Genomic DNA, 21,450 nt, shown 5'->3' with positions numbered 1-21,450 from the left:
TAGGTGAGCCAGCGCCAAACCAAGCCAGTTGGTACCGACGAACCCTGTCAGCAGTGTTCGCTCACGACAAGGTTTGCTACGCCAGTATCGCCCGCCAACCCATTCTGTGCCCGGCAGCCGCGCAGGTCGCCCTCGCCGAACCCGTCCGTCTGTAGATTGACATAGGCCTCGCCCGCGAGGAGTTCGAGCGCGATCCGCGTCCGGGCGAAGCAGTAGCCGGCCTCACCGCAGGCCTGCGCGGTGCCGGCGTTGTGGTCGCCGGTCAATCTATCGCCGAAGCCGGCGAAGGCGACGGTACGCCGCGTCGAGACATCGTGCCAAGTATAGCTCGCGCGGCGCGCGCCCAAGCCGATGATGCTCCAATGCCCGATGGTATTGCCGCCCGATACGATGAGGCGCAGGTCAAACCGGTTGTTGGCGCAGCCAATCGAGCAGCAGAACATAGCTGACGGCCAACAGCACCGGCCCCACGAATATGCCCAGCAGCCCGTCTACGATCATGCCGCCGAGAACGCCGATCAGAATGATCGGCATCGGGACTTCGAGCCCTCTGCCAAGCATCAGCGGCCTGAGAATATTGTCGCTCAGCCCGACGACGATGTTCCAGATGAGGAAGATAACGGCCGGCTGCGTCGCTTCGGAATAGAAGACATAAGCGACGACAGGCAGCGTCAGCAAAATCAACGGTACCTGCATGATACCCAGCAACAGGGCAACGAGTGTCAAGGGACCCGCTGTTTGAAGTCCGATGGCAAAGAAGCCGAAACTCAGGAGCAATGACTGGACGACCGCGACGCCAACCACGCCTAGCCCCACGCCGCGGATCGTAGCTGCCGTCAGCGCGACCAACTGCGTTGCACGCGCTTCGCTTCCCGTGACCCGTTCGAGCGCACGATGGGCGAATACGGTGGCATTCTGGCCATAAACGACGAGCACCGCTGCAATCGCGAACGAGACGACGAATGACAGCTCCCCAATCGCGAGGCCACCGGCGAACGCAGCGATCCACGCCAGCGGCCCGCTGACCAAGTGGCCATATTTCGCCAGTGCAGCAGGTATGTTGGAAGCGACGAGAGACCAGATCTCGGTCAGCTTCTTGCCAATCAAAGGGGTGCCATCGAGCCAAAGCGGGGGCTGTGGCATCGTGATGCCCTGGCTCTGAACGTTTGAGATGAGCGAATACAGGGACGTCGCCAGCGAGGTCACCAGGATCACCATCGGCCCCAGCATCAGCGCGACACCGATCAGCCCGATCAGAAGCGCCGATCCGCGATGCCCTAGCCTCGGCACCAGCCGCAGATGCAGCGGATTGAGCATCACTGCCAGGATCGCCGACCAGGTCAGAAGGAAAGCGAAGGGAAGTATGATCCGGGCGCAGGCGAATACCAGCACACCGACCAGCCCGACTCGAATCGCGGCGTCGATCATCGTTGACGACGAATCCGCGTCGCGGGGCTTCGGCGCATTCCTGTCCATCGGTCAGGTCCATGCTCAACGCGTTGCGCAAGCCTTCGGCCATCATCGGCTTGACTCACCTCGGGCCGGCTTTGCCGAGGCAAGGAAGGTATTCGTAGGTCCACACCTGCCGAACGACGAGAAGTACCCTGCGCAAAGCGCCCGGCTGCTCACAGGTCAAGGTGCCTGTTTCGCGGGTGCTGCCGGACGGAGGCGCGGCAAGGTACTTAGCGCCTGCCCGCCCGATTGACCGGACCTCCGCGGTTCATCGGTGTGCCAGGCCGGACCCCTACGCCCGGTGCTCCGACACCAGGGGTGACAGCGGCCCGCGCGACCGGCCGGGGCCGCAGCACGACCCCGGGTCTTACGATGCAGCCGACGGGGTAATTGACGTACTGGCAGTAGACTGCCGCACGGGCGTCTCCGCTGTCCGTCGCGACGAATGCGGCGACGAGAGCCGCGAATGCGATCGGGAGCTTCATGTTGTCCTCCATCAGCCATTCCTTGGGGCCTATGAAAACGGCGCGACCTGGGGTGCATCAGGGTGTCGAGGCCAACCGTTGACTGCACGGCGTGAGCCGCATACCCGATCAAATGGTCATCAGCGCGATCAGGACGGGCCCCCAGGCGGTCAGCAGAATGTTCCCGATCGCATAGGGGACCGTGTATCCGAGAGCCGGAATGCTGCTCTGCGCTTCATCCTGAACCGCTCTCAAAGCCGCCGTGATCGTGCCGGCTCCGGCGCAGGCTCCCAGTACGATCAGAGGGTCCATCTTCAGGACGTAACGGCCGAAGAGAATGCCGACCATGTGCGGCAGCAGCGCCGACACCAGGCCCACGGCGGCGAGGCTGATTCCTGTCGCTTTCAAGCCCGCGACGAAACTTGGTCCAGCGCTGAGACCCACAATGCCGATGAACATGCACAGTCCGACCGTGTCGAAGATCCAGATCGCGGGCTCGGGGATTCGGCCGAAGAAGGGATATGCCGAGCGAAGCCATCCGAAGAGAAGCCCCATGAACAGGGCGCCGCCGCTGGCGGTCAGCGTCAGCGGTATCCCCCAGACGGTCAGCGAGAGCAGGCCGAAGAGCCCGCCGAGGAAGATGCCCAATCCGACGAAGACCATATCAGTCGCCGATGTGCGCCTGTCGGGATAGCCGATTGCCGTCGAGACGCGTTCCACCTCCGCCATGGGCCCCATCAGGGACATGACATCTCCCCGGTTGAGGCGTGTCGTGGGGATCACCGGCATGGCGATGCCCGAACGGGTCAGCTTGGCGAGAAAGACCCCGCGCGCGAATTGGTCTTCGGCGAGCTCCGCCAGGGATTTGCCGTCGATCTCGCGGCTCACCACAACCACGTCGAGCGCTTCGAGCGGGATGTCCAACAGTTCCGGGTCGCTCACTTCGGGGCCAATGACGTCGCCGCGTGCGGCGTGAACTTCGAAGCGCGCCATCACGGCGATGATGTCGCCGGCCTGGATGCGATGATCCGAGGCCTGGTCGAACAGGCCATCGGCGCTGCGGCCACGCAGGACGAAGACACGCGTCCTCTTCGGCAAAGCCTCCAGCTCCGCAATCGTCTTGCCGAAGAGTTGTTCGTTCTTGACCCGATAGGCGCGGACATCGAACAAGCGAGCGGCCGATATAACGCCATCGGCTTCGCTGGCCGATCCGCCCCTGTCTGAATGCAGAGCTGCCGTCGCTTCGCGAGCGGCCTCGCGCAGGTCAATTCCCATCAGCTTGGGGCCGACTTTTGGCAAGAACCAGACGAGCGCGGTCGTTCCCACCAAATAGGTGACGGCGTAGGCCACCGGAATATTGTTCACGAGCGCCCGACGTTCGGCCTCCGGCAAGTCAAGCCGCTGAATGGCTTCTCCTGCCGTTCCGATGACTGTGGATTCAGAAAATGCGCCGGCAAGCAGGCCGGCCGCGGTGCCCATGTCGTAGCCAAGCAGCTTCGCGAAGACCAGCGCCACCAACAGGCATGTCACGCACAGGACGACCGTGAGCGCCATTTGCGGAAGCGCGTCGCGTTTCAAGGCACGGAAGAATTGCGGCCCGACCTTGTAGCCGGTGGTGAACAGGAAAAGGTCGAAGAAGACCGATTTGACGATCGCGGGAACCTTGATGTCGAGCTGGCCGACCAGCACTCCCGCCAGCAGGCAGCCGACGACGACGCCGAGGCTGAAGCCGCCGAATGTCAGCCTGCCGATCAGAAACCCGAGCGCAATCGTCAGGAAGATGGCGAGCTCGGGGTTGTTCTGCAGGGCTTCGACCACGAAACGCATGCCGGACCTCTCTGGAAGGACCCGACATTCGACCGCGCGAATGGCCGATCGAATGTCTGGCTACGTTGCCGCTGAAGACACAGCTTCAGCTCACGTTTCTTTGGCCACCACCATGCCGCCCGCTATTTCGATTTGGAGAGGGCGAGCTTGTAGGCGTCGAAGGCTTGGCGGTAGCCGCGGGCGACCGCTCGCGTGGCACGCCCGATCTGGCTGTAGACCTCGTCGTCGAGATTGGCGAACGATACCCGGACCGACCAGTCGGGTGCATGGAAGCCGCCACCGTTCAGCAGCACGATGCCGTGGTCTTCGGCGAGACGGAACACGATGTCGAGCGGATGAACGTGTTCCTTCATGTAGGCCACGACCTCCGGGCCGACATATTTGTTGGCCCAGAACTCGAAGTCGACGAGACCGTAATAGCGATCGTGCAGCACGTTCTCGGGCACCTCGATGCCGAGCCCCTCGATCATCCGCTCGGCTCGTGCCCTGACGATCCCCATGCAGGTTTTCTGGTAGAGCTTGGCCTCGTCCATCAACTCGGACAGCGAGAACATCGACATCATCACCTGCTGCGGTAACGACAGTCCGGCGGTGTGATTGAGCGCGATGTCGCGGCTGTCGGCGACGATGCGGTCGATCAGCTTCATCTCGCGCGGCTTCAGGGTCAGCGGACCGTAGCGCTTGTCGAGCAGCGCAAGAGTCTTCTCCGGGTGGTTGGCGATCGCCTTGTCGAAGATGTTCTCGCGATGAATGGCGATGACGCCGAGCCGCCAGCCGGTACAGCCGAAATACTTCGAATAGGAATAGACGCCGATAGTATTGCGAGGTAGGGCGCCAAGAAGGCCGCGGAACCCTTTGACGAAGGTTCCATAGACGTCGTCGGTCAGGAGCATGAGATCGGGGCGCTTCGTTTCGACCAGCTTGACGATCTTGGCGATGGTCTCCTCGCTCAGGGCGACCGCATAGGGATTGCCCGGATTCACAACGAAGAAGGCTTTGATCTTCGGATCCTCGAGCTTCTTCAGTTCGTCGTCGGTGAACTGGAAGCGGTTCTCCTGTGGAGCCGCAATCGAGACCACGTTGAGGCCGTAATCCTCGAGATGGGGCATTTCGAGATAGGGCGTGAAGATCGGCGTCGCGAGCGCGATCGTGTCGCCGGGGTTCAGCAGGCGGTTGGCCTTCAGCGACTTGAAGATGTAGCACATCGCCGCCGTCCCGCCCTCGACGGCGTAGAGGTCGAACTGGCCGGACGGGCGCGGCTCGCCGCACATCGCCCACATCAGGTACTCGTGCACGATGCGCTCGTTATGGACGAGCATGCGGTCCGGCACCGGATAGTTGTCGCCGATGATCGAGTCGACGAGTTCATGGACGAAGGCATCGGGCTTGAAGTCGAACCTCTTGACCGCGAAGGCGACCATGTCCTTGAGGAAGCCGGCGCCGGGGGCGTCCTTATGCGCGGCCAGCCAATCCTCCAGCCGCGCTGCGATGCCGTCGGCCTTGGGCATGCCGCCGATCCCCGCCGGCTTGTTCATCACGCGCCGGCTTTCCGTGATCGCGAACTGGCCGAGCAGGAAGAAGCCTTCGCGCGGCGTCATCGCCACCCAGTTCGGATTGCCGCGCCCCGCGTTGAGCATCGATATCGAGGACGTCTGCGCCGTCAGCTTGGCGAGGCGGATGAGTTCGTCCTTGATCTCGAAGGGGCTGAGCTTTTCGAAGGTTCGCAGAGTAACAGGATCCATGACGCTCTCCCAACCAGAGTGAAAACGAAGGAACTCGCTGTCGCGCGCTAGGTCAGCAGGATGATGATCACCATGCCCCAGATGGTGAGGAGCGTGTTCCCGACCGCGTAGGTCACGGTGTAGCCAAGCGCCGGAACCTGGCTACCTGCGGTTTCGCAGATCATGCCCAGCGCAGCCGTCGTGGTACGGGCGCCCGCGCAGGCGCCGAGCAGGATGGCCGGGTCGAAGCGGAAAATGTACTTGCCGGCGAACATGGCCAGGATCAGCGGAAGCGTTGTCGCCAGAGCGCCCCAAAGGAACAGTCCGACGCCCTGGGTCTGCAGTCCCTTGACGAAGCCCGGGCCTGCCGAGATTCCGACCACGGCGATGAAGATATTCAGGCCGACCGAGTTCATGAACCAGACGGTCGAGCTCGGAATGCGCCCGAAAACGGGGCGCACGGAACGAAGCCAGCCGAAAACCAGGCCGGAAATCAGGGCGCCGCCTGCAGTGGAGAGCGTCAGTGGAACGCCCCCGACCTTGAAGACCAGCGCGCCGATCAACGCTCCGAGCGTGATGGCCGCACCAATGAAGGCGACATCGGCGACGTCGCTCGGGCGGTCGGCGTGGCCGACGACCTTGGCGACCGCGGCAATGTCCTGTGTCCGGCCGACGATGGTCAGGATGTCGCCGCGATGGATCACCGTGTCGCGCAGGATGGGAACGCTGACGGCGGTGGCACCGCGAACGATCTTCCGAAGGAAAACGCCGCGTGCCGCGGGCATCTGGGAGAGCTCGGCGAGCGTTTTGCCGTCGGCGTTCTTGCTGGTGACGTAGACATCGACGCCTTCGGCCTTCACGTCGAGAAGTTCCGGGTCCTCGACCTCGTCGGCGTTCTGGCCGATCAGGTTGACGAGCACCTCGCGCGGCCCCGCGATGGCGACAATGTCGCCTTCCTGCAGGATCGTGTCGGTGGTAGCGTCCTCGATGATGCCATTGCGCCGCACGCGCTCGACGAAGACGCGCGCATCCGGAACGAGCGCTTCGGCCTCCGCTGCGCGCATACCAACGACCTTGGCGCCGCTTCGCACCCGAAAGGCACGCAACTCGAAGCGCCGCCACACGGAGCCGGGGCCGCCGATCTCCTTGCCGCCGCCAAGCCTTGCTTCGTAGTCCTTGCAGGCCTGGACGAGATCGATGCCAAGGAGCTTCGGTCCCAACAGCGCCAGGACAATGGCGGAGCCGACGGTGCCGAAGATATAGGTCACCGCATAGGCGACCGGCATCGCGTCGAGATATTCCTTGGTCTGGTCGGGAGGGAGCCCCAGGCGGTTGATCGCGTCGGTCGCCAGCCCCATCGAGGCCGAGATCGTCTGCGTGCCGGCATAGAGGCCGGCGGCATAGCCGGGATGGTATCCGGCAAATTTCGCGATGATGACGGGGACAGCGAGGCAGAACACCGTCACGAGGACCGCAAAGATTGCCTGAGGCGCGCCGTCCTTGGCGATGCCGCGGACGAACTGGGGCCCGACTCCGTAGCCGACCGCGAACAGGAACATCAGAAAAAACGTCGACTTCACATTGGGCGAGACCGTGATGCCGAGCTGCCCGATCACGACCGCAGCGATGAGCGTCGAGGTCACCGCGCCGAGGCTGAAGCCCTTATAGGCGAAGCCGCCCACATAATAGCCGATCGCCAACGAAAGAAAGAGCGCAATCTCGGGGTAACTGCGAAGCGTACTAGCGAACCAGTCAAACATTCCGACCCCCTATTTCTGGAGTTCGAGGCCTGCCGGATATCCGGACAGACCATTAGAATTTGTGGTTACCTGGAGTTTTCATCTCTTCTTCCGAGCAATGGCGTCAGGCTTCAGTAATTTGAGGCCCCTCGCCTTCTCGTAACCGTGGATTTCCTTCACATCGAGCTTGCGCATGAAGGTGATCGTCTCATGCGTGACGACCTGTCCGGGGACCAGGATGGGGAAGCCGGGCGGGTAAGGGATCACGAAGTTGGCTGAGATCAGTGCCGGGCCCTTGTCGAGACGGCGGTCGCATTCAGGGCCGTTGATCGGCAGGTACTCGCATTTCTCCGCGGCATAGGCTGTGAAGAAGGCCGTGCGCATGTCGCCCTCCGGCGTTGTCTTGCCGGCGTCGGCGCGGAATGCGTCGTCGAACCGGCTGAAATCCGGAAGATCAGGCACGTCGTTCATCAGACTGTGCACGCGTGCATCGAAGGCCTTGCGTTCGCTCTCGCCGCCCTGGCGCAGACGCGTCTCGATCTCGTTGCTGATCTTGAGCAGGACACTGATCAGCAGGGCGACATCGCTGCGGGTATTGTTGATGTTGGACTGCAACAGCACCGAGTTACGCGAGGTCTTGTTGACCTGAATGTTATATTCCGCGGCGAGCAGACCTTTGAATGATGTGCCGTCGAACCCTGCCGTGCCACAGACCAGCGTCATCCGGGTGGGATCGAGGCAGAACTCGTCCTCGCGCATGCTGCGGAGCTGATCGTCCCAGCGGGTCTCGGGTGCGAGAAAGTCGACGAAGCCGCTGCTTCGGTATTTCTGCGGCACCATCCCGTCAGCGCCGACGATCTTGAAGTATTTCGAGATGACAGGATGCGTCGCAACCTCGCGCCTGATGTCGAGCGCGACCTCGACGGCGTTCATCACCAGCCCATAGCCCTCGAGTTCCATCTGCCGGCGAGCGACGTCGAGGCTGGCGATGAGCTGCTGGTTCGGGCTGGTCGAGGCATGGGTGAACACCGCCTCGTGGAATTGCGCCTCGACCTTGTGGAAGTCGACATCCCTGACGAGCACCATCGAGCCCTGCCGGATCGCCGACATCGACTTATGCGTCGAGTTCGTCTGGTAGACGCGTAGCCGGACGGCGCGCGGATCGGGCAGGAGGCGCGTGCTCAGCAGCTTCTCTGCGGATGGTGCGGCGCCGAGTTCCTTCTGCTGCTTTTCGTATTGCACAAGCGCGTCCGCGCTTGCGATCCAAGCCTCGATATCGGCGGCTGCGCCCATGCCTGTGCGAGGCCGCAGGAAGGGCGACCAGCGCGCGAACCCGAACCAAGCCTCGTCCCAGAGGAAGATCAGGTCCGGCTTGATCGCGAGACATTCCTCCATCACGCGCCGGGTATTGTAGATGTGGCCGTCGAAGGTGCAGTTGGTCAGGTCGACCATCTTGACGCGGTCGAGGCGGCCTTCGGCCTTGAGGTCGAGCAAAGCCTTCTTGATGGTCCGCAGCGGCACCGCGCCGTACATCGAGAATTCGACCATCGGAAAGGCTTCGACATAGAAGGGCTGCGCACCGCTCAGAACCAGCCCGTAATGGTGTGATTTGTGGCAGTTGCGGTCGAGGATCACGATATCGCCCGGCGCGATCAGCGCCTGCAGCACCATCTTGTTCGAGGTGCTTGTGCCATTGGTCACGAAGAAGACGTGGTCGGCGCCGAAGGCGCGCGCGGCCATCTCCTGTGCTCGCTTGATGTTGCCGGTGGGCTCCAGGAGACTGTCGAGGCCGCCGGTCGTGGCGCTGCTTTCCGCCAGGAAGAGGTTGATTCCGTAGAACTGCCCCATGTCGCGGATCCAGGGCGAGCGGAAAACGGACTTGCCGCGCGCGATCGGGAGCGCGTGAAAGGTACCCACGGGTCGCTGCGCGTAACGCTTGAGATTGTCGAAGAACGGTGTCTCGAAGCGCGCCTTGATGCCTTCCAGCACCGAGAGGTGCAGCTCGAGCGGCTCCTCGATTTGGTACATCACGCGCCGGATCATCGCCGCCCGAGGGTCGCCCGCGAGCTTCTCGACGCGCCGGTCCGACAACAGATAGATGTCGAGTTCGGGCCGGATCGCCTTCAGCCCGGCCGCAAGGCGCAATGCCAGATCGGCCTCGTCATCCGTATCGAGAAGCGGCTGCTGTGCGGCCAGAACGCTGCGCAGGATCGGCGCATCGTGTCGCGACTTCAGCACAAAGCCTTCGTAAATGATGACAGCGGCAATATCCGGGTTGAGCACGGCCGCACAGACCGCATCCTCCAGACTGCCGACCATGACCGTCTCGTAGACGAAGGCGTCCTCGGGCCGCCTTAGCCGGCGGAACTCGGCGACCATGTGGGGCCAGCGTCCCGCCGGTGCCGGCGTCACGGCCAACATCTCGAAATAGGGGCGATAGGCCGACGTGTCCCCCAGCCCGGATGGCAGCACGTCCACCGGCTCGGCCAGCGACAGATCGGCCGACTGCCATTCCTTCGCGTCGTGCTTGTAGTTGCCTGTGATGATGGCGACCGAAATCCGCTTGGCGAGCGCAAGGAAGCCGTTGGCATCGTCATTCTGCAGCCGCTCGCGCAGCGCGCCGATCAGCTCCTGGCCGGGGAATGCGTGAAACTCCTCGCTCGCGCCGAGTTCGTCGAGCGCCGTCTCGACTTTGCCGCGGGCCTCACCGCCCTTGGCCCAGGAGCGAGCAACCGCGTGAAGTTCCCGCCAGCGATCTGTCCGGCCGGAAGGTGCTGAGAAGAAATGGTCGATGGAGCGCGATTCCTGAACCGTCGTGGCCATCTTGTATCCTTCCCTGCAGGCTGTGAGCTGTGGGCTTGACCCCACTGCGCCCCGGTTCGGCGACACGGCTTAATTGCAGGGGAGTTCAGCACAGGCCGGGCCGGCAACGTATTGTCCTTGAGGACAGGTTCCCGCGCAGCGCTTTCGTCTAAAATCAGGTGGCAAGCGCGTGTCGAGACGGACCGACAGCGCTCCGAGGCTACCCGTGCCGATCCAAGGTCCGCCGCGGCAGGTCGGAGATCAAGCCATGATCAGGAAAATTGTCTTGGGGGGAATATTAGTAACCGCCGTTCTTTTGGGCTCCGGCCACCAGTACAACGCCTTCGCATGCAATAAAACGGACGGCTGCATCTTTGATGTCATTCGTGAAGATAACGACATGAGGCGTGACGGCCGCGCGGAGAAGGCAATGGAGGCCGGCCGCGAGAACGTTGAGGCCTTTCGCGCGCTTCAAGCTGCGCAGCAGAAGGGCACGACGCGCCAGGGCTCAGCCAAGAGGTGAGCCGCCTTTCCACCGGAATTCGACGTTTTGTGCCAGCTTGGGCGCAAGACTGGCTCGTTGCCGTCAGGACTGCCCGCTCGCCAGGGCCCATCACTTCGGAGAAAGCCATGCATCTGCGGATCGTGCTGGCCTGCGTCGTCGCCGGTGGATTGACCTCCCAGCCGCTCGCACAGGCGCCACCACCTCAACCCCAGCCCCCAGCCGGATCAACGGCGGCACAGGGCGAGCAGGTGCTGAGCAGCGCACAGCTTGACGCTCTCGTCGCTCCGATCGCGCTCTATCCCGACACGCTGCTGGCGCAAGTCCTGATGGCCTCGACCTATCCGCTCGAAGTGGTCCAGGCGGATCGCTGGGTCAGCGCCAACAAGACGCTGAAGGGCGACGCACTCAAGGCCGCAGCCGAGCAGCAACCCTGGGACGTCAGTGTGAAATCACTCGTCGCCACGCCCTCCGTGCTCGAGATGATGAGCAAGAACCTCGACTGGACGCAGAAGCTTGGCGATGCGGTTCTGGCTCAGCAGCCCGATCTGATGGACGGCGTCCAGCGGATGAGGACGCGGGCCTATGATGCCAAGAAGCTCTCCTCCGGTTCCCAGCAGAAGGTCACCGTGCGGCCGGAGGGCGGCAAGCAGACGATCCTGATCGAGCCGACAACCGCCGATACCGTCTATGTGCCCTATTACGATCCGGGAGTGGTCTACGGATCCTGGCCTTATCCCGCCGATCCGCCCTATTACTTCCCGGCGCCCGGCTACATTGCCGCCGGCGTCATCGCGACGGGCCTCGCCTTTGGGGCAGGCTATGCCCTGGGCCGCTGGAATACGGGCAATTACTGGGGCGGCAACGTCAACTGGAACAACAACAACATCAATATCGACCGCAATCGCGTGACGCATTGGGAGCACAATCCCCAGCATCGCCAAGGCGTCCAGTACCGCAACACGGCCGTCCAGCAGAAATTCTCAAACAACAATCTGCGCGCCGGAAGCGAAGGCAGGATGGACTTCCGGGGGCGCAACGGCGAGCAGGTGCTTAAGCCTCGCGGTGACCTGGGCAATGCAGGTGCAGGTGCGCGCCCCGAACAACGAGCGGGGGACCGCGCAAATGCGGCCAATCGGCCTGATCGCGGGCAGGGTGATCGGGCTGGCGCCGGAAACCGGCCGGATCGCCCCGGTGGCGATCGCGTGCGGCCCGGCGGCAATGCCGGGCGCGGCGGCGCGTCACGGGCTGCGACACAACCGAAGCGTCCCAATGCAGGCGCCTCGCGCCCCGGTCCGGCGCGCGACAGCGCGTTCGGCAACATGCAGCCGGGTCGTGCCGCTAACCTGCAATCCCAGCGCGGGCGGGCGAGCATGGGCGGCATGCCTGGCGGTGGCGCACGGGCAATGCATGCTGGCGGGCCTGCAATGCGCGGGGGCGGCGGCGCCGCGATGAGCCGCGGTGGCTTCGGCGGAGGCGGCGGGCGCGGAGGCGGAGGTGGCGGGCGCGGCGGTGGTGGGCGTCGCTCCGATATCCAGCTCAAGCACGACGTCGTGCTGCTGGGACGCCTGGATAATGGGCTCGGCTTCTATCGGTTCGCCTATAACGGCTCACAACGGATTTATGTGGGCGTGATCGCGCAGGAGGTTCAGGAAGTCGCGCCCTGGACCGTGCGCCACGGCCCGGACGGCTATCTGCGCGTCGACTACCGTCAGCTTGGCGTGCCGTTCCAGACCCTCGAGCAGTGGAAGGCCTCCGGATCGCTGTTGCCTCGGCGAGGCCGAGGTCACGGAGATCAATCGCCGGCTGCAGCCCAGTTCCGACATGTCGGGGATGTAATTCCATGATCAGAACATGGCCAACGGCGTGTCTTCTCGTGCAGCTTCTCTGCGGGAGCGCAGTCGCAATTCTCGCCAACCTGACGGTTGCGAACGCCCAGGAAGCCTTCAAGTCGCCGGCAGAGGCCGCCACGGCCCTCGCGGAGGCAGCGCGCAGCAGCGACCTGAAACGACTATACGCGGTTCTCGGAACGGGCGGTCGGGACATTCTGTCGTCCGGTGACCCGATCGCCGACGCCGGCGATCGCCTGCGCTTCGTCACAGCCTATGACAATCGACATTCGATCAGCGAAAAGGGTGACGCGGCCACCCTCCTGATCGGGCAGGATGAATTTTCGTTTCCGATTCCGATCGTTCGCGCCGGCGGTCGGTGGAAATTCGATGTGGAGGCAGGTCGCAAGGAGATCGTCGCCCGGCGGATTGGCCGCAACGAACTCGACGCCATTCAGGTGAGTCTCGCCATCTTCGATGCGCAGCAGGAATACGCCGCCAAGGACCGCTCAGGCGCGGGAGCAGGGGTCTATGCGCAGAGGATCGTCAGCCGCGCCGGCGCCAAGGACGGCCTCTATTGGGACAGCGCGGCCGGCGACGAACCCAGCCCCCTGGGGCAGCTCGCCGCGGACGCTGCGGCCGAGGGGCACAGCCCCGGTGAACCGCGAAGGCCGTTTCACGGCTACTTCTACAAGATTCTCAAGCGGCAAGGGCCTTCGGCGACTGGCGGAGCTTTCGACTATATCGCCAACGGCAAGATGATCGGAGGCTTCGGCCTTCTCGCTTATCCCGCCGAATATGGCCGCTCGGGGGTCATGAGCTTCATGCTCAATCATGATGGGCTCGTTTACGAGAAGGATCTGGGGCCCGGCACGTCCTCTACGGCAGCCAGCATGCAAAGCTTCAACCCGGACAAGGGTTGGAAGCAGGTGACGCCAGAGAAGCCATAATGCGGCAAAGGGGCAGACTTTGGCAGCGATGGACAGTCCGGCGTCACCTCTTCCAGTGCAGGTCCGATCCGTTCGCCCAGGGGTGAAGGTGCTGAGGCTGAGCATTGACGAAGGCGACCGGCGTCGGATCCTCAAGCTTCTGAGGGTGGCCTCGGGACGAGAGACAGGGCGCGCAAAGACGATAAGCTTGGCCTGTTTCGACACCCCGCGCGGGAAGTTGCTTCGCGCAGGATATCGCCTGTCTGCTCGCAAGAAGGGACGCGCACAGGTCCAATTTACCGATGTGGCCAGCTCCGCCTCGCTATCGCCTGTTATCCCTTGCTGGACGAGGGACATCGAAGATGGCACCCCGACCGAGACCCGAGATGTTCCAGAGCCCCTTGGCGACATCCTTGGCGAAAGGGCTCTCCGAAAGCTGCAACCGATCGTCGACATCGACATCCGTCGTCGCTCCACCATCCTCAACCGCAACGGCGCGGGCATCGTGGCGAGTCTGGACACTGGAACGATCGCAGCCGGCGGCGCCGTCGAGCGCATCTGTGAGCTGCGGCTGGAGTTCGTCTCTGGGTCGCCCGTTGCGCTCTGCGACATCGCGCGCGAGTTCTGCGCCGCCATTGCCGCGACGCCCACCCTGCGCTCGCATTGCGAGAAGGGCTTCCGGCTGTTGCATATGCAGGCCGACCATCCGGGCAATACCTCCTTTAGCGAGCTTCGCGACGAGATGACGACCCGGGAGGCGGCGAACAGCGTCTGTTGGAGCTATGCAGCTTCCCTCCTCGATGATCTCGCGCTGCTGCGGTCAGCCGGCGGCGGGGATATATTGCACCGCTCCAGGATTGGCCTGAGACGGTTACGCGCGATTCTTTGGTTCCTCAGACCAGTCCTCAGCCAGGACACGGTCGCTCTGTCGCGTCACCTGCGCTCCCTCGCGCAATTTCTTGGCCGCACTCGCGAACTCGACGTCTTCTGCGATCGCGTCCTGGCGCCGCTGCGGATGGCCCACCCGGCTGCGCCGGGAGTGGATACGCTTGTGGAAACGTTCGACCAGCGTCGCCGCGAGGCGCACGATGAGGTTCGGGCCTATGGACGATCGCCCGCGATGCTGGAATTCGGCGTCGGCCTTATCGAGGGCCTTGTTGCGTTGTCCTGCCCCCGCCCAGCGTCGATCAAGCGTCCGGAGCTCCTCGACCGCTCTGTCGCAGAGTACGTACATGCACGCCTGGACCGCCGTCTCCAGGCGTTTTTGGAGGCGAGCGGCCATCTGGAGAGCTGCGCCTCCGACCGGCAGCACGACATACGGGTCGACGCCAAGAAGCTGCGCTATGCCATCGAGGCATTCCGTCCGGTCATCGGCCTCAAGTGGAGCGGGAAGCTCGTGTCCCGGCTGACGCAGATGCAGGATCAGCTAGGTGAACTCAACGACGCCCGGACCGGCCATGCCATTGCACTGGCCTATGCCACGGAGAGAACGAGGGGCGGCAACAGCGAGCTGACGCTTTTCGCGGCGGGCCTCGCCGCAGCAGCCTGCCTCCCCGATCCGACCTCAGCGCTCGCCAAGGCAGCTGCGGCGCGAGATGGTCTGGCCGCTCTAGCGCGATAATACTCGTATCACTTCGCGCGCTTCCCGGGGGAGATGCCCATGATCGAGCGAGTTCCGATCCCGAGCGGCATACGGGGCTACAAGCTGGAATGGCTCCGCTTCGATATGACGGCGGGTCTCGCCGTGGCCGCCGTCGCCCTTCCCAGTGCCATCGCCTACCCCGCCATCGCGGGCCTGCCGGTGGAGACCGGTCTCTATGCGAGCATCCTGCCGCTGGTCGGCTATGCCCTGTTCGGACCCTCGCGCAAGCTGATGGCAGGCCCGGACGCGGCGACCATGACAGTGTTGGCGGCCGTGCTCGCGAGCCTGCCGCTCGACGGCGCGGCGGAGCGCGTCGGCGTCGCAGCCGCGCTGGCGCTGATAGTCGGCGTCATGTGCATCCTCGCGGGCAGGCTGGGGCTCGGGGTCGTCGCCTCCTTCCTGTCCCGGCCGATCCTGATCGGCTTCATCTGCGGGATCTCGGTCTCGATCCTCGTCGGCCAGATCGGGCGCCTGACCGGCGTGCGCATCGAGTCGGACGGGCTGGTGCAGCCGCTCGTCGAGATCGTTCGGAAATCTGCTCTCATCCATTGGCCGTCCGTCATGTTCGGCAGTGTGATGTTCGGGCTTCTCGTCTTGCTGGCGCGCCTGCGTTCGCCGGTTCCGGGCCCGCTCGTCGTTGTCGTTCTCGCAGGCCTCGCCTCGGCCCTGTTCGATCTCGGGGGCGGCGGCATGAAAGTGATCGGCAGCTTGCCGAGCGCCATGCCGGAGCTGGCGCTTCCCGACATTTCAAGGCTACCGCTGCGGGACCTCCTGCTCGGAGCCGGTGCCATCTGGCTCGTAGGCGTCAGTTCGGGGCTCGTTGCGGCCCGCAGTTTCGGTGCCAAGGATCACTTCAAGGTGGACGCGGACCGGGAACTTACCGGGCTCGGAGCCGCCAACATCCTCTCCGGGCTGTTCAGCGGCTTTCCGGTGACTGTGTCGGATTCGCGAACGGCCATGAACATCTCCACCGGCGGCCGCTCGCAGGTCTCTGGCCTGGTGGCAGCTTTCGGCCTCACGACGCTGCTGCTTTATCTCAACGACGCGCTGCGTCTCCTGCCCATCCCGGCGCTGGGCGCGATCCTGGCTTTCGCCTCCCTGACATTGATCGACGTGAGTGGCCTTCGAGAAATCTGGCGTGTCAGCCGCTTGGAGTTCGCCTTCACCTTGATCAGCATGTGGGGCGCTATCAGTCTCGGCGTGCTCAGCGGTGTGGTCATCGCGATTGCCGGCACATTGCTTCACGTCCTGCTCAAGGAGATGCGCCCACGCGATGCCGCGCTCGGGCGCATCCCGGGCCGGCCGGGATTCTACAAGCTGCACCGGACTGCCAATGCCGAGCCGCTGCCGGGGATGGTGCTGTTCATGGTCCAGGGCAGCATTCTGTTTTTCAACGCCGATTATGTCCGCGAGCGTTTCGAGAGCGTCGCCCGCAGGGCGCCCGAAGGGACGGCCTGGTTCGTGCTCGACGCCAGCGCCGTTGCGCAGATCGATTCAACCGCAGCGGCGATGCTGCGGCAATTGCGGACTGAACTGGCCGGGATGGGCCTCACGCTGGCGGTCGCGGAACTCCACAGGGAACCCCAGGGGATCCTGCAGCGTGCCGGCTTCTTCGACGGTCCCGACGCGACGATCGCCTTTGACGATCTCGAGGATGCAGTGCGCGCGCTCTCGGACCGGAGACCGTGAAGGGCGGAGGCGGCCCTCAGGACGACGCTGGGTGTGCCCGTATTCGCATCGCCAGAGCAGCAAGACCGAAAGCGGGATGCCGGCGACCGCCGCAGCCCGTGGTGTCTTCAAACCGTTGGGCGTGTGGCGAGGTAACGGCACGGTGCGGACCTTGCTAGAGAGTGCCTGAACTGAGGCCCAGCCGCTCTGCGCAGGACACGAGTTCAACGACCGAGCGAGCCTGCATTTTCTCCATGACCTTGTGGCGGTGTGCCTTCACGGTGCGCTCGGTCGTGCCGAGTTCGAACGCGACCTGCTTGTTCATCCTGCCCCGGATCACGAGTTCGAAAACCTCTCGCTCGCGTCTGGTCAATCGCTGCAACCGTGCCGTCACTCCGAGCACCCAGCTTTCTCGCTCGCTGGCGAGACGATGCCGTGCGATGGCGCGGTCGATCGCCGCGATGAATTCCTCGCGCTCCACCGGCTTCGTAAAGAAATCCTCGGCCCCCGCCTTGATCGCTCGAACGCCAGCGCGCACGTCGCTGTGCTCTCCAAGCAATATGACGGGAAGGTTGGCACCGGCCTTACTCAGCCGATCAAAGAGATCGGGCGCTGCTGCGTCCCGGGCCTGCATATCGATGACCATGCAACCCGCGCGTTCGCGGTCCGGCATCTTCCGGATGATTTCGTCGGCACTGCCATAGGCCTTTGTCTGATAGCCGCAGGCTTGGATCAGGTGCTCGATCTCGGCCCGCAAGGCCGGATCGGCTTCAACGACATGTATGAGAGCTGTTTCCATGTTGGCGACCTTTGGCCGGCCGGACTCAGGGAGCTTTCAAGGCCTCCCGGGTACAGCGGAGATATTTGGTCGCGATACCGCCTTCCACGGAGTGGTATCGGTAGACGTTCGCGTCGCTGGCCACTGAAAAAATGGCCCGAGCCGTGTCCGCCGTAACGGCTGTCACACAGCTCAGGCGGAGGATCTGCCTTTCGCCCTTGGGTACGACCCCGACGAGCCGGCAAGTTGCCAGCGGCGTCGAAAGCCGTTTGCCGGAGACGATGAATGCCGGCGCGAAAGCGTTGGCGGGCCGTTTGAAGGCGACCCCATTCAGCGTCGCCACGAAAACGCTGGCACAGGACCATCCCTCTTCGAGCCAAGCCCCCTGGAGATGACCTGCTTGCGCCTTGGCCTCCTGCAGAGGTGCGACTGCCACGGCCAACACGAATAGTAAAAGGCGACGGTTTGCAGCCATCATCGACCCCCTATTGCTTGCCGAGCACCCCGCCCAGGTCCGTATCCTGCTTGATGTCGCGAGAGTAATTGCTCACGGGTGATGCGATCGCATGCAGAACCCAGCCTGCTTGGACACGTCACTCCGGGCGGCAATAAGAGCCGCAATCCGCATCGCAGGTAGTATGTTACGGTTTGCTACACGCCGGCGGCGGGGGACGATCCGATCCGGGGCCGACAGCTACTGCGCCTCGGCCGCAAAGCGCGATTTCACGGGGAAACCTGCCAGGATGGCACCGCGGATGATGATCGCGCGATCTCTGCGGTTGAAGTTGCGCTTGTTGAGCTCGCCGTCGAGATCGTCGAAGAATCCGGGTCGCAGCTTCAGAAATGTCGCCCGACTTTGCGCTGTCTCCGCCTCCAGCCCAAGGCGTGCGAAGATCAACGCGGCAACGAAGTGATAGATCGGGAACCGGTGCAACTTCGTGCGGCGGATGAGATCAGCGGCTCGCACGCCGTCACCCTGCATGTAGGCAGCCAGGGCCAGAAGTCCGCGATAGTAGTCAGAATGGCCCGGATTTCTGGCCAATGCCTCCTCAAGCAGCGCTGCACCGCGGGACCAGTCGCCGGCCTGGGCGATACGGCTGCCGAACTCCCCGAGCAGCTCGGTGTCATTGGGGTTGAGAGTGAGCGCTAATGAACCGATCCGGAGCGCTTCGGCCGGCTCCCCGCTGAAATAGAGCACAGTCATCAGGGCCTGCAGCGCGCGGACATTTTCCGGTTCGATGCGAACCGCGCGCTCGGCCGCGGCCCGCGCGCGTTCGAGCGGCGTCGGCGAGCCAAGCCGCCGATTCAACTGGAAACGATCTTCGTCCAGATAGAGATAGGAGAGCATCGCCCAGCCTGTCGCATACTCCGCATGGCGGAGTGTGATCTGCTCCAGACATTCGCGCGTCCGGGCGTGCGCGGCCTGATCCAACTCGGCACGATAGCGATAGAAGCGATAGGTACATTGATAGGCCTCGGAGCCATTTTGGCCCAGTGCTCGCGTCGCCCGAGGTGGAACGCTGAAGATGACGCCGTAAGGCTGGGCGACAGCCGTGGCGACCTTCGAGGCGATGGTCATTTGCATATCATCGATGCTGTTGTTCTGCGGATCGACATCATAGGATCCAGACCAGACGATGGCCGATGTTTCGCCGTCGAGAAGGCGACTGGTCACCCTGAGCTTCCCCCCGGACAAGCGGACCCCGCCCTCCAGGACGTAGCGGCTGCTGAACCGCTGCCCGACTTCCGCAGCCGAGGCATCGGAAGAGTGTGTGCCCGAGGTTTCTCGCCCGAATACTGTCAGCTCCTTGAATCGTGCGAGCTGCATCAGGAGCTCCTCGCCAAGCCCATTCGCGTAGTAATCCCCCTCGGGAGTTTTCGACAGATTCACGAAGGGCTTGACGATGAGGGATGGCCCCTCAGGCTGTGTCGATCCGACTTTGGAGGCCACCGGCGGCAACGGCGGCTCCACCCTGAGGAGCAAGACGCCCGCTATCAGTGCGGCGCAGACGACCGAGACGAGGAGCCAGGAATGCTGCTCCCATCGACGGAAGAACAGGCCAAGGCTCGGCCATGGCAACGGCTCTCGATTCCGAGGAAATTCCTTGCTCTTCGCGCGGTCTTCCCGCCGCTTGAAGCTGGGAACATAGCCGCCTTTCGGAATTTCGATCAGGATCGGGTCGGCGCTTCCCCTCAGATAATAGTACCGCTCAAGGGCCCGCCTGAGACGCCCAGCCTCGATGCGCACGACCGGGTCGTTCTGGATGTCGAGACGTGCATCCCGTCCGAACACCTCGACCGCAACCGAATAAGCCTTGATACGATCCGACCGGCCGGAGAGGGTTTCATTAACGATATACAGCAGAAACCGGCGAAGCCGCTCCGGAACGTTGAACTCGGCGCTGGACAGAATCCGCTTCAACTGGGCGCGCACATCGCCTTCGCCCGCTGCCGCGTTTTCGGGCGTGTCGTTGTTCTCGGTATTTTCCGGCCGTTCCTGCTCCTCGGACATCGGCCCCCCCACGGGCGCGAACTCACAAATAGCCGTGCGCAACAGGTGAAATTGGCGGGGTAACCTCTCGTAACATACTCCCGCGACCGCCGATGAGCCAGATACTTGTGTTTACTCGCAGGGGCTCAACGCCATGGACCCGGGAATTCTGGCCGCCATTCAGACTCTGCCAAAATACGAAACAGCGATCAAGGAACTCGCACTGCAAAGTGAGAGCTTCCGTAGCTTGTGCGGGGATCTTGCCGATGCAGGGCGAGCTCTCCAACACCGGATCAAATCGGACGCCCCTGGAGATGCGGCGCAACGCGCTGAGTACCGGCACCTCGTCGAGAGTCTCGAAGCAGAGCTTCGCCAAGCTATTCTCGCGTGGCAGGCCCAGTCGAAAGACCGCAACTCCATTTGAAACCGGTTTTTTTTGCGAAGAGGAGAGTTCTGATGTCGAAGCCTATGAGCTGGATCCTCACGATCGCACTGGCGGTGGGGGTCGCGGGCTGCGCTGCCTACCCGACGGTAACCACCCAGACCGTGCTTGTCGCCGGCATCGGACCGGTCGAGGTCGAGCAACTCGATGTCGAGGTTGTGGATGTGCAGCCCGAAGAACGTATCGTGCGCGTCAGGCAGGGTGCTCGCTCCTGGCATGTTGCAGTCCCTGAGCTGTTCGGCAATCTCAGGAACATCCAGGCCGGCGACAGGCTCGAGGTCCGGCGCGTCGAGGGCGCGATCATAGGTGCCAGGCGCGCGAGGAAGGGCGCGAGACCCGGCATCGTCTATACCGAAGCTGTCAGCGGGCCGTTCCAAAACCTGCCGGACAAGTTCGTCGTTCGGTCGCTGACGGTGACCGGGCAATTCCAGGCCTTTGATCCGACAACTGGAATCGTCAGCTATGTCGGCCCGCTGGGACCGCGCTCCCTGACGGTCGTCGATCCCGACATCAAGCAAGATCTTCGGCGCCTCAGGCGTGGTGATATGGTCGAACTGACCTTGGCCGAAGCCTTCCATTTCCAAAAATACTGAGTCCAGCAGACTGTCCCCGCATGTCAGCCGCTGGCACGGTCGACATGCGGGGACAGCCAACAGCGGAGGAGACGCGAGTGATGTCGACCGCACCCCATAGTCCGGCACCGAGCACGCTGGCTGACGAGAGCTTTATGTCCGCCGACGATCTCCGTGCCTACATGACATCTCTTGAACTGGCCAGGGCGTCCAAGCTGATGGGTGCCATGGATAAGATCGAGGAGGCCCGGAAGAAGCTGGTCACCACCTTGTCCAAGGAGATCGATGTCTCGCCTGAGAAGGTCGCGGAGATCAAGCAGAGCCTGGCGAACAAGACCCGCGCAGCGGCCGGCCGCGGCGAGACGGAAGTCCTCGTCATGCGTTTTCCGAGCGCGCTCTGCACGGATAAGGGGCGCGCGATCAACAATGCGGAAGCGGACTGGCCGACGACGCTCACCGGGCGGCCGCGGCAGGCCTACGAGTTCTGGAAGGAACACCTCCAACCCGCCAAGTATAAACTGCGCGCCATCATCATCGAGTGGCCGGGCGGCCTGCCGGGCGACATCGCTTTCTTCCTGAGCTGGTCCTGAGG

Annotated in this window: 18 protein-coding genes; 8 read left to right on the top strand and 10 right to left on the bottom strand. The window is 63.4% G+C overall.

The window, feature by feature from the left end:
- Positions 1 to 47: 47 nt before the first annotated feature.
- From AC6RIC_RS02420 to AC6RIC_RS02390, 7 genes are all read right to left on the bottom strand, one after another.
- Positions 48 to 443 (bottom strand): autotransporter domain-containing protein, encoded by a 396-nt coding sequence (locus tag AC6RIC_RS02420; protein WP_499734958.1) that lies wholly within the window; start codon positions 441 to 443, stop codon positions 48 to 50.
- The gene (locus AC6RIC_RS02415; RefSeq protein WP_499734957.1) at positions 403 to 1,428 is read right to left on the bottom strand and encodes an AI-2E family transporter; all 1,026 of its coding nucleotides are present in this window, start codon (positions 1,426 to 1,428) and stop codon (positions 403 to 405) included. Before AC6RIC_RS02415 ends, AC6RIC_RS02420 begins: the two co-directional genes overlap by 41 nt.
- A gap of 254 nt (positions 1,429 to 1,682) precedes the next feature.
- Positions 1,683 to 1,937, bottom strand: coding sequence for a hypothetical protein (locus AC6RIC_RS02410; RefSeq protein ID WP_454658916.1), 255 nt, complete (start codon positions 1,935 to 1,937; stop codon positions 1,683 to 1,685).
- A gap of 108 nt (positions 1,938 to 2,045) precedes the next feature.
- On the bottom strand, positions 2,046 to 3,743 hold the full coding sequence (gene aspT, locus AC6RIC_RS02405) for an aspartate-alanine antiporter (RefSeq protein WP_499734956.1): 1,698 nt from the start codon (positions 3,741 to 3,743) through the stop codon (positions 2,046 to 2,048).
- A gap of 122 nt (positions 3,744 to 3,865) precedes the next feature.
- Positions 3,866 to 5,485: a bifunctional aspartate transaminase/aspartate 4-decarboxylase gene (locus tag AC6RIC_RS02400; RefSeq protein WP_499734955.1), complete on the bottom strand. Its 1,620-nt coding sequence runs from the start codon at positions 5,483 to 5,485 to the stop codon at positions 3,866 to 3,868.
- Positions 5,486 to 5,532: 47 nt separating this feature from the next.
- The gene (aspT, locus tag AC6RIC_RS02395) at positions 5,533 to 7,224 is read right to left on the bottom strand and encodes an aspartate-alanine antiporter (RefSeq protein ID WP_454654490.1); all 1,692 of its coding nucleotides are present in this window, start codon (positions 7,222 to 7,224) and stop codon (positions 5,533 to 5,535) included.
- A gap of 78 nt (positions 7,225 to 7,302) precedes the next feature.
- Positions 7,303 to 10,026, bottom strand: a complete 2,724-nt coding sequence (locus tag AC6RIC_RS02390) for a decarboxylase (protein ID WP_499734954.1) — start codon at positions 10,024 to 10,026, stop codon at positions 7,303 to 7,305.
- A 247-nt stretch (positions 10,027 to 10,273) separates the two neighbouring features.
- Between AC6RIC_RS02390 and AC6RIC_RS02385 the strand changes: the two genes are divergently transcribed.
- The 5 genes from AC6RIC_RS02385 (at position 10,274) to AC6RIC_RS02365 (ending at position 16,596) form a co-directional block, all read left to right on the top strand.
- Positions 10,274 to 10,528 (top strand): hypothetical protein, encoded by a 255-nt coding sequence (locus AC6RIC_RS02385; RefSeq protein ID WP_499734953.1) that lies wholly within the window; start codon positions 10,274 to 10,276, stop codon positions 10,526 to 10,528.
- Positions 10,525 to 12,354, top strand: coding sequence for a DUF3300 domain-containing protein (locus tag AC6RIC_RS02380; RefSeq protein ID WP_499734952.1), 1,830 nt, complete (start codon positions 10,525 to 10,527; stop codon positions 12,352 to 12,354). The genes AC6RIC_RS02385 and AC6RIC_RS02380 overlap by 4 nt, the downstream gene beginning before the upstream one ends.
- Positions 12,351 to 13,286 (top strand): DUF2950 domain-containing protein, encoded by a 936-nt coding sequence (locus tag AC6RIC_RS02375; RefSeq protein ID WP_499734951.1) that lies wholly within the window; start codon positions 12,351 to 12,353, stop codon positions 13,284 to 13,286. The genes AC6RIC_RS02380 and AC6RIC_RS02375 overlap by 4 nt, the downstream gene beginning before the upstream one ends.
- 187 nt (positions 13,287 to 13,473) lie before the next feature.
- Complete coding sequence (locus AC6RIC_RS02370) at positions 13,474 to 14,886, top strand: CYTH and CHAD domain-containing protein (protein WP_499734950.1); 1,413 nt, start codon at positions 13,474 to 13,476, stop codon at positions 14,884 to 14,886.
- A gap of 39 nt (positions 14,887 to 14,925) precedes the next feature.
- On the top strand, positions 14,926 to 16,596 hold the full coding sequence (locus AC6RIC_RS02365; RefSeq protein WP_499734949.1) for a SulP family inorganic anion transporter: 1,671 nt from the start codon (positions 14,926 to 14,928) through the stop codon (positions 16,594 to 16,596).
- 154 nt (positions 16,597 to 16,750) lie between these two features.
- Here AC6RIC_RS02365 and AC6RIC_RS02360 read toward each other — a convergent pair whose 3' ends face one another.
- The 3 genes from AC6RIC_RS02360 to AC6RIC_RS02350 all read right to left on the bottom strand — a co-directional run bounded on the left by AC6RIC_RS02360 (position 16,751) and on the right by AC6RIC_RS02350 (position 19,865).
- Positions 16,751 to 17,374, bottom strand: coding sequence for a response regulator transcription factor (locus AC6RIC_RS02360; RefSeq protein ID WP_499734948.1), 624 nt, complete (start codon positions 17,372 to 17,374; stop codon positions 16,751 to 16,753).
- A 25-nt stretch (positions 17,375 to 17,399) separates the two neighbouring features.
- The gene (locus AC6RIC_RS02355; protein WP_499734947.1) at positions 17,400 to 17,831 is read right to left on the bottom strand and encodes a hypothetical protein; all 432 of its coding nucleotides are present in this window, start codon (positions 17,829 to 17,831) and stop codon (positions 17,400 to 17,402) included.
- Between the two features lie 216 nt (positions 17,832 to 18,047).
- Positions 18,048 to 19,865: an adenylate cyclase gene (locus AC6RIC_RS02350; protein WP_499734946.1), complete on the bottom strand. Its 1,818-nt coding sequence runs from the start codon at positions 19,863 to 19,865 to the stop codon at positions 18,048 to 18,050.
- A 133-nt stretch (positions 19,866 to 19,998) separates the two neighbouring features.
- Here AC6RIC_RS02350 and AC6RIC_RS02345 point away from each other — a divergent pair, with 133 nt between their 5' ends.
- The 3 genes from AC6RIC_RS02345 (at position 19,999) to AC6RIC_RS02335 (ending at position 21,448) form a co-directional block, all read left to right on the top strand.
- The gene (locus AC6RIC_RS02345; protein WP_454654478.1) at positions 19,999 to 20,268 is read left to right on the top strand and encodes a hypothetical protein; all 270 of its coding nucleotides are present in this window, start codon (positions 19,999 to 20,001) and stop codon (positions 20,266 to 20,268) included.
- A gap of 32 nt (positions 20,269 to 20,300) precedes the next feature.
- Positions 20,301 to 20,879 (top strand): hypothetical protein, encoded by a 579-nt coding sequence (locus AC6RIC_RS02340; RefSeq protein ID WP_499734945.1) that lies wholly within the window; start codon positions 20,301 to 20,303, stop codon positions 20,877 to 20,879.
- An 80-nt stretch (positions 20,880 to 20,959) separates the two neighbouring features.
- Positions 20,960 to 21,448, top strand: a complete 489-nt coding sequence (locus AC6RIC_RS02335) for a hypothetical protein (protein ID WP_499734944.1) — start codon at positions 20,960 to 20,962, stop codon at positions 21,446 to 21,448.
- The last annotated feature ends 2 nt before the right edge of the window (positions 21,449 to 21,450 follow it).

This window comes from Allobosea sp. TBD101, assembly GCF_059817965.1.
Note: the sequence above shows the minus strand (reverse complement) of the source record. Positions and strands in the feature narration are given on the sequence as shown.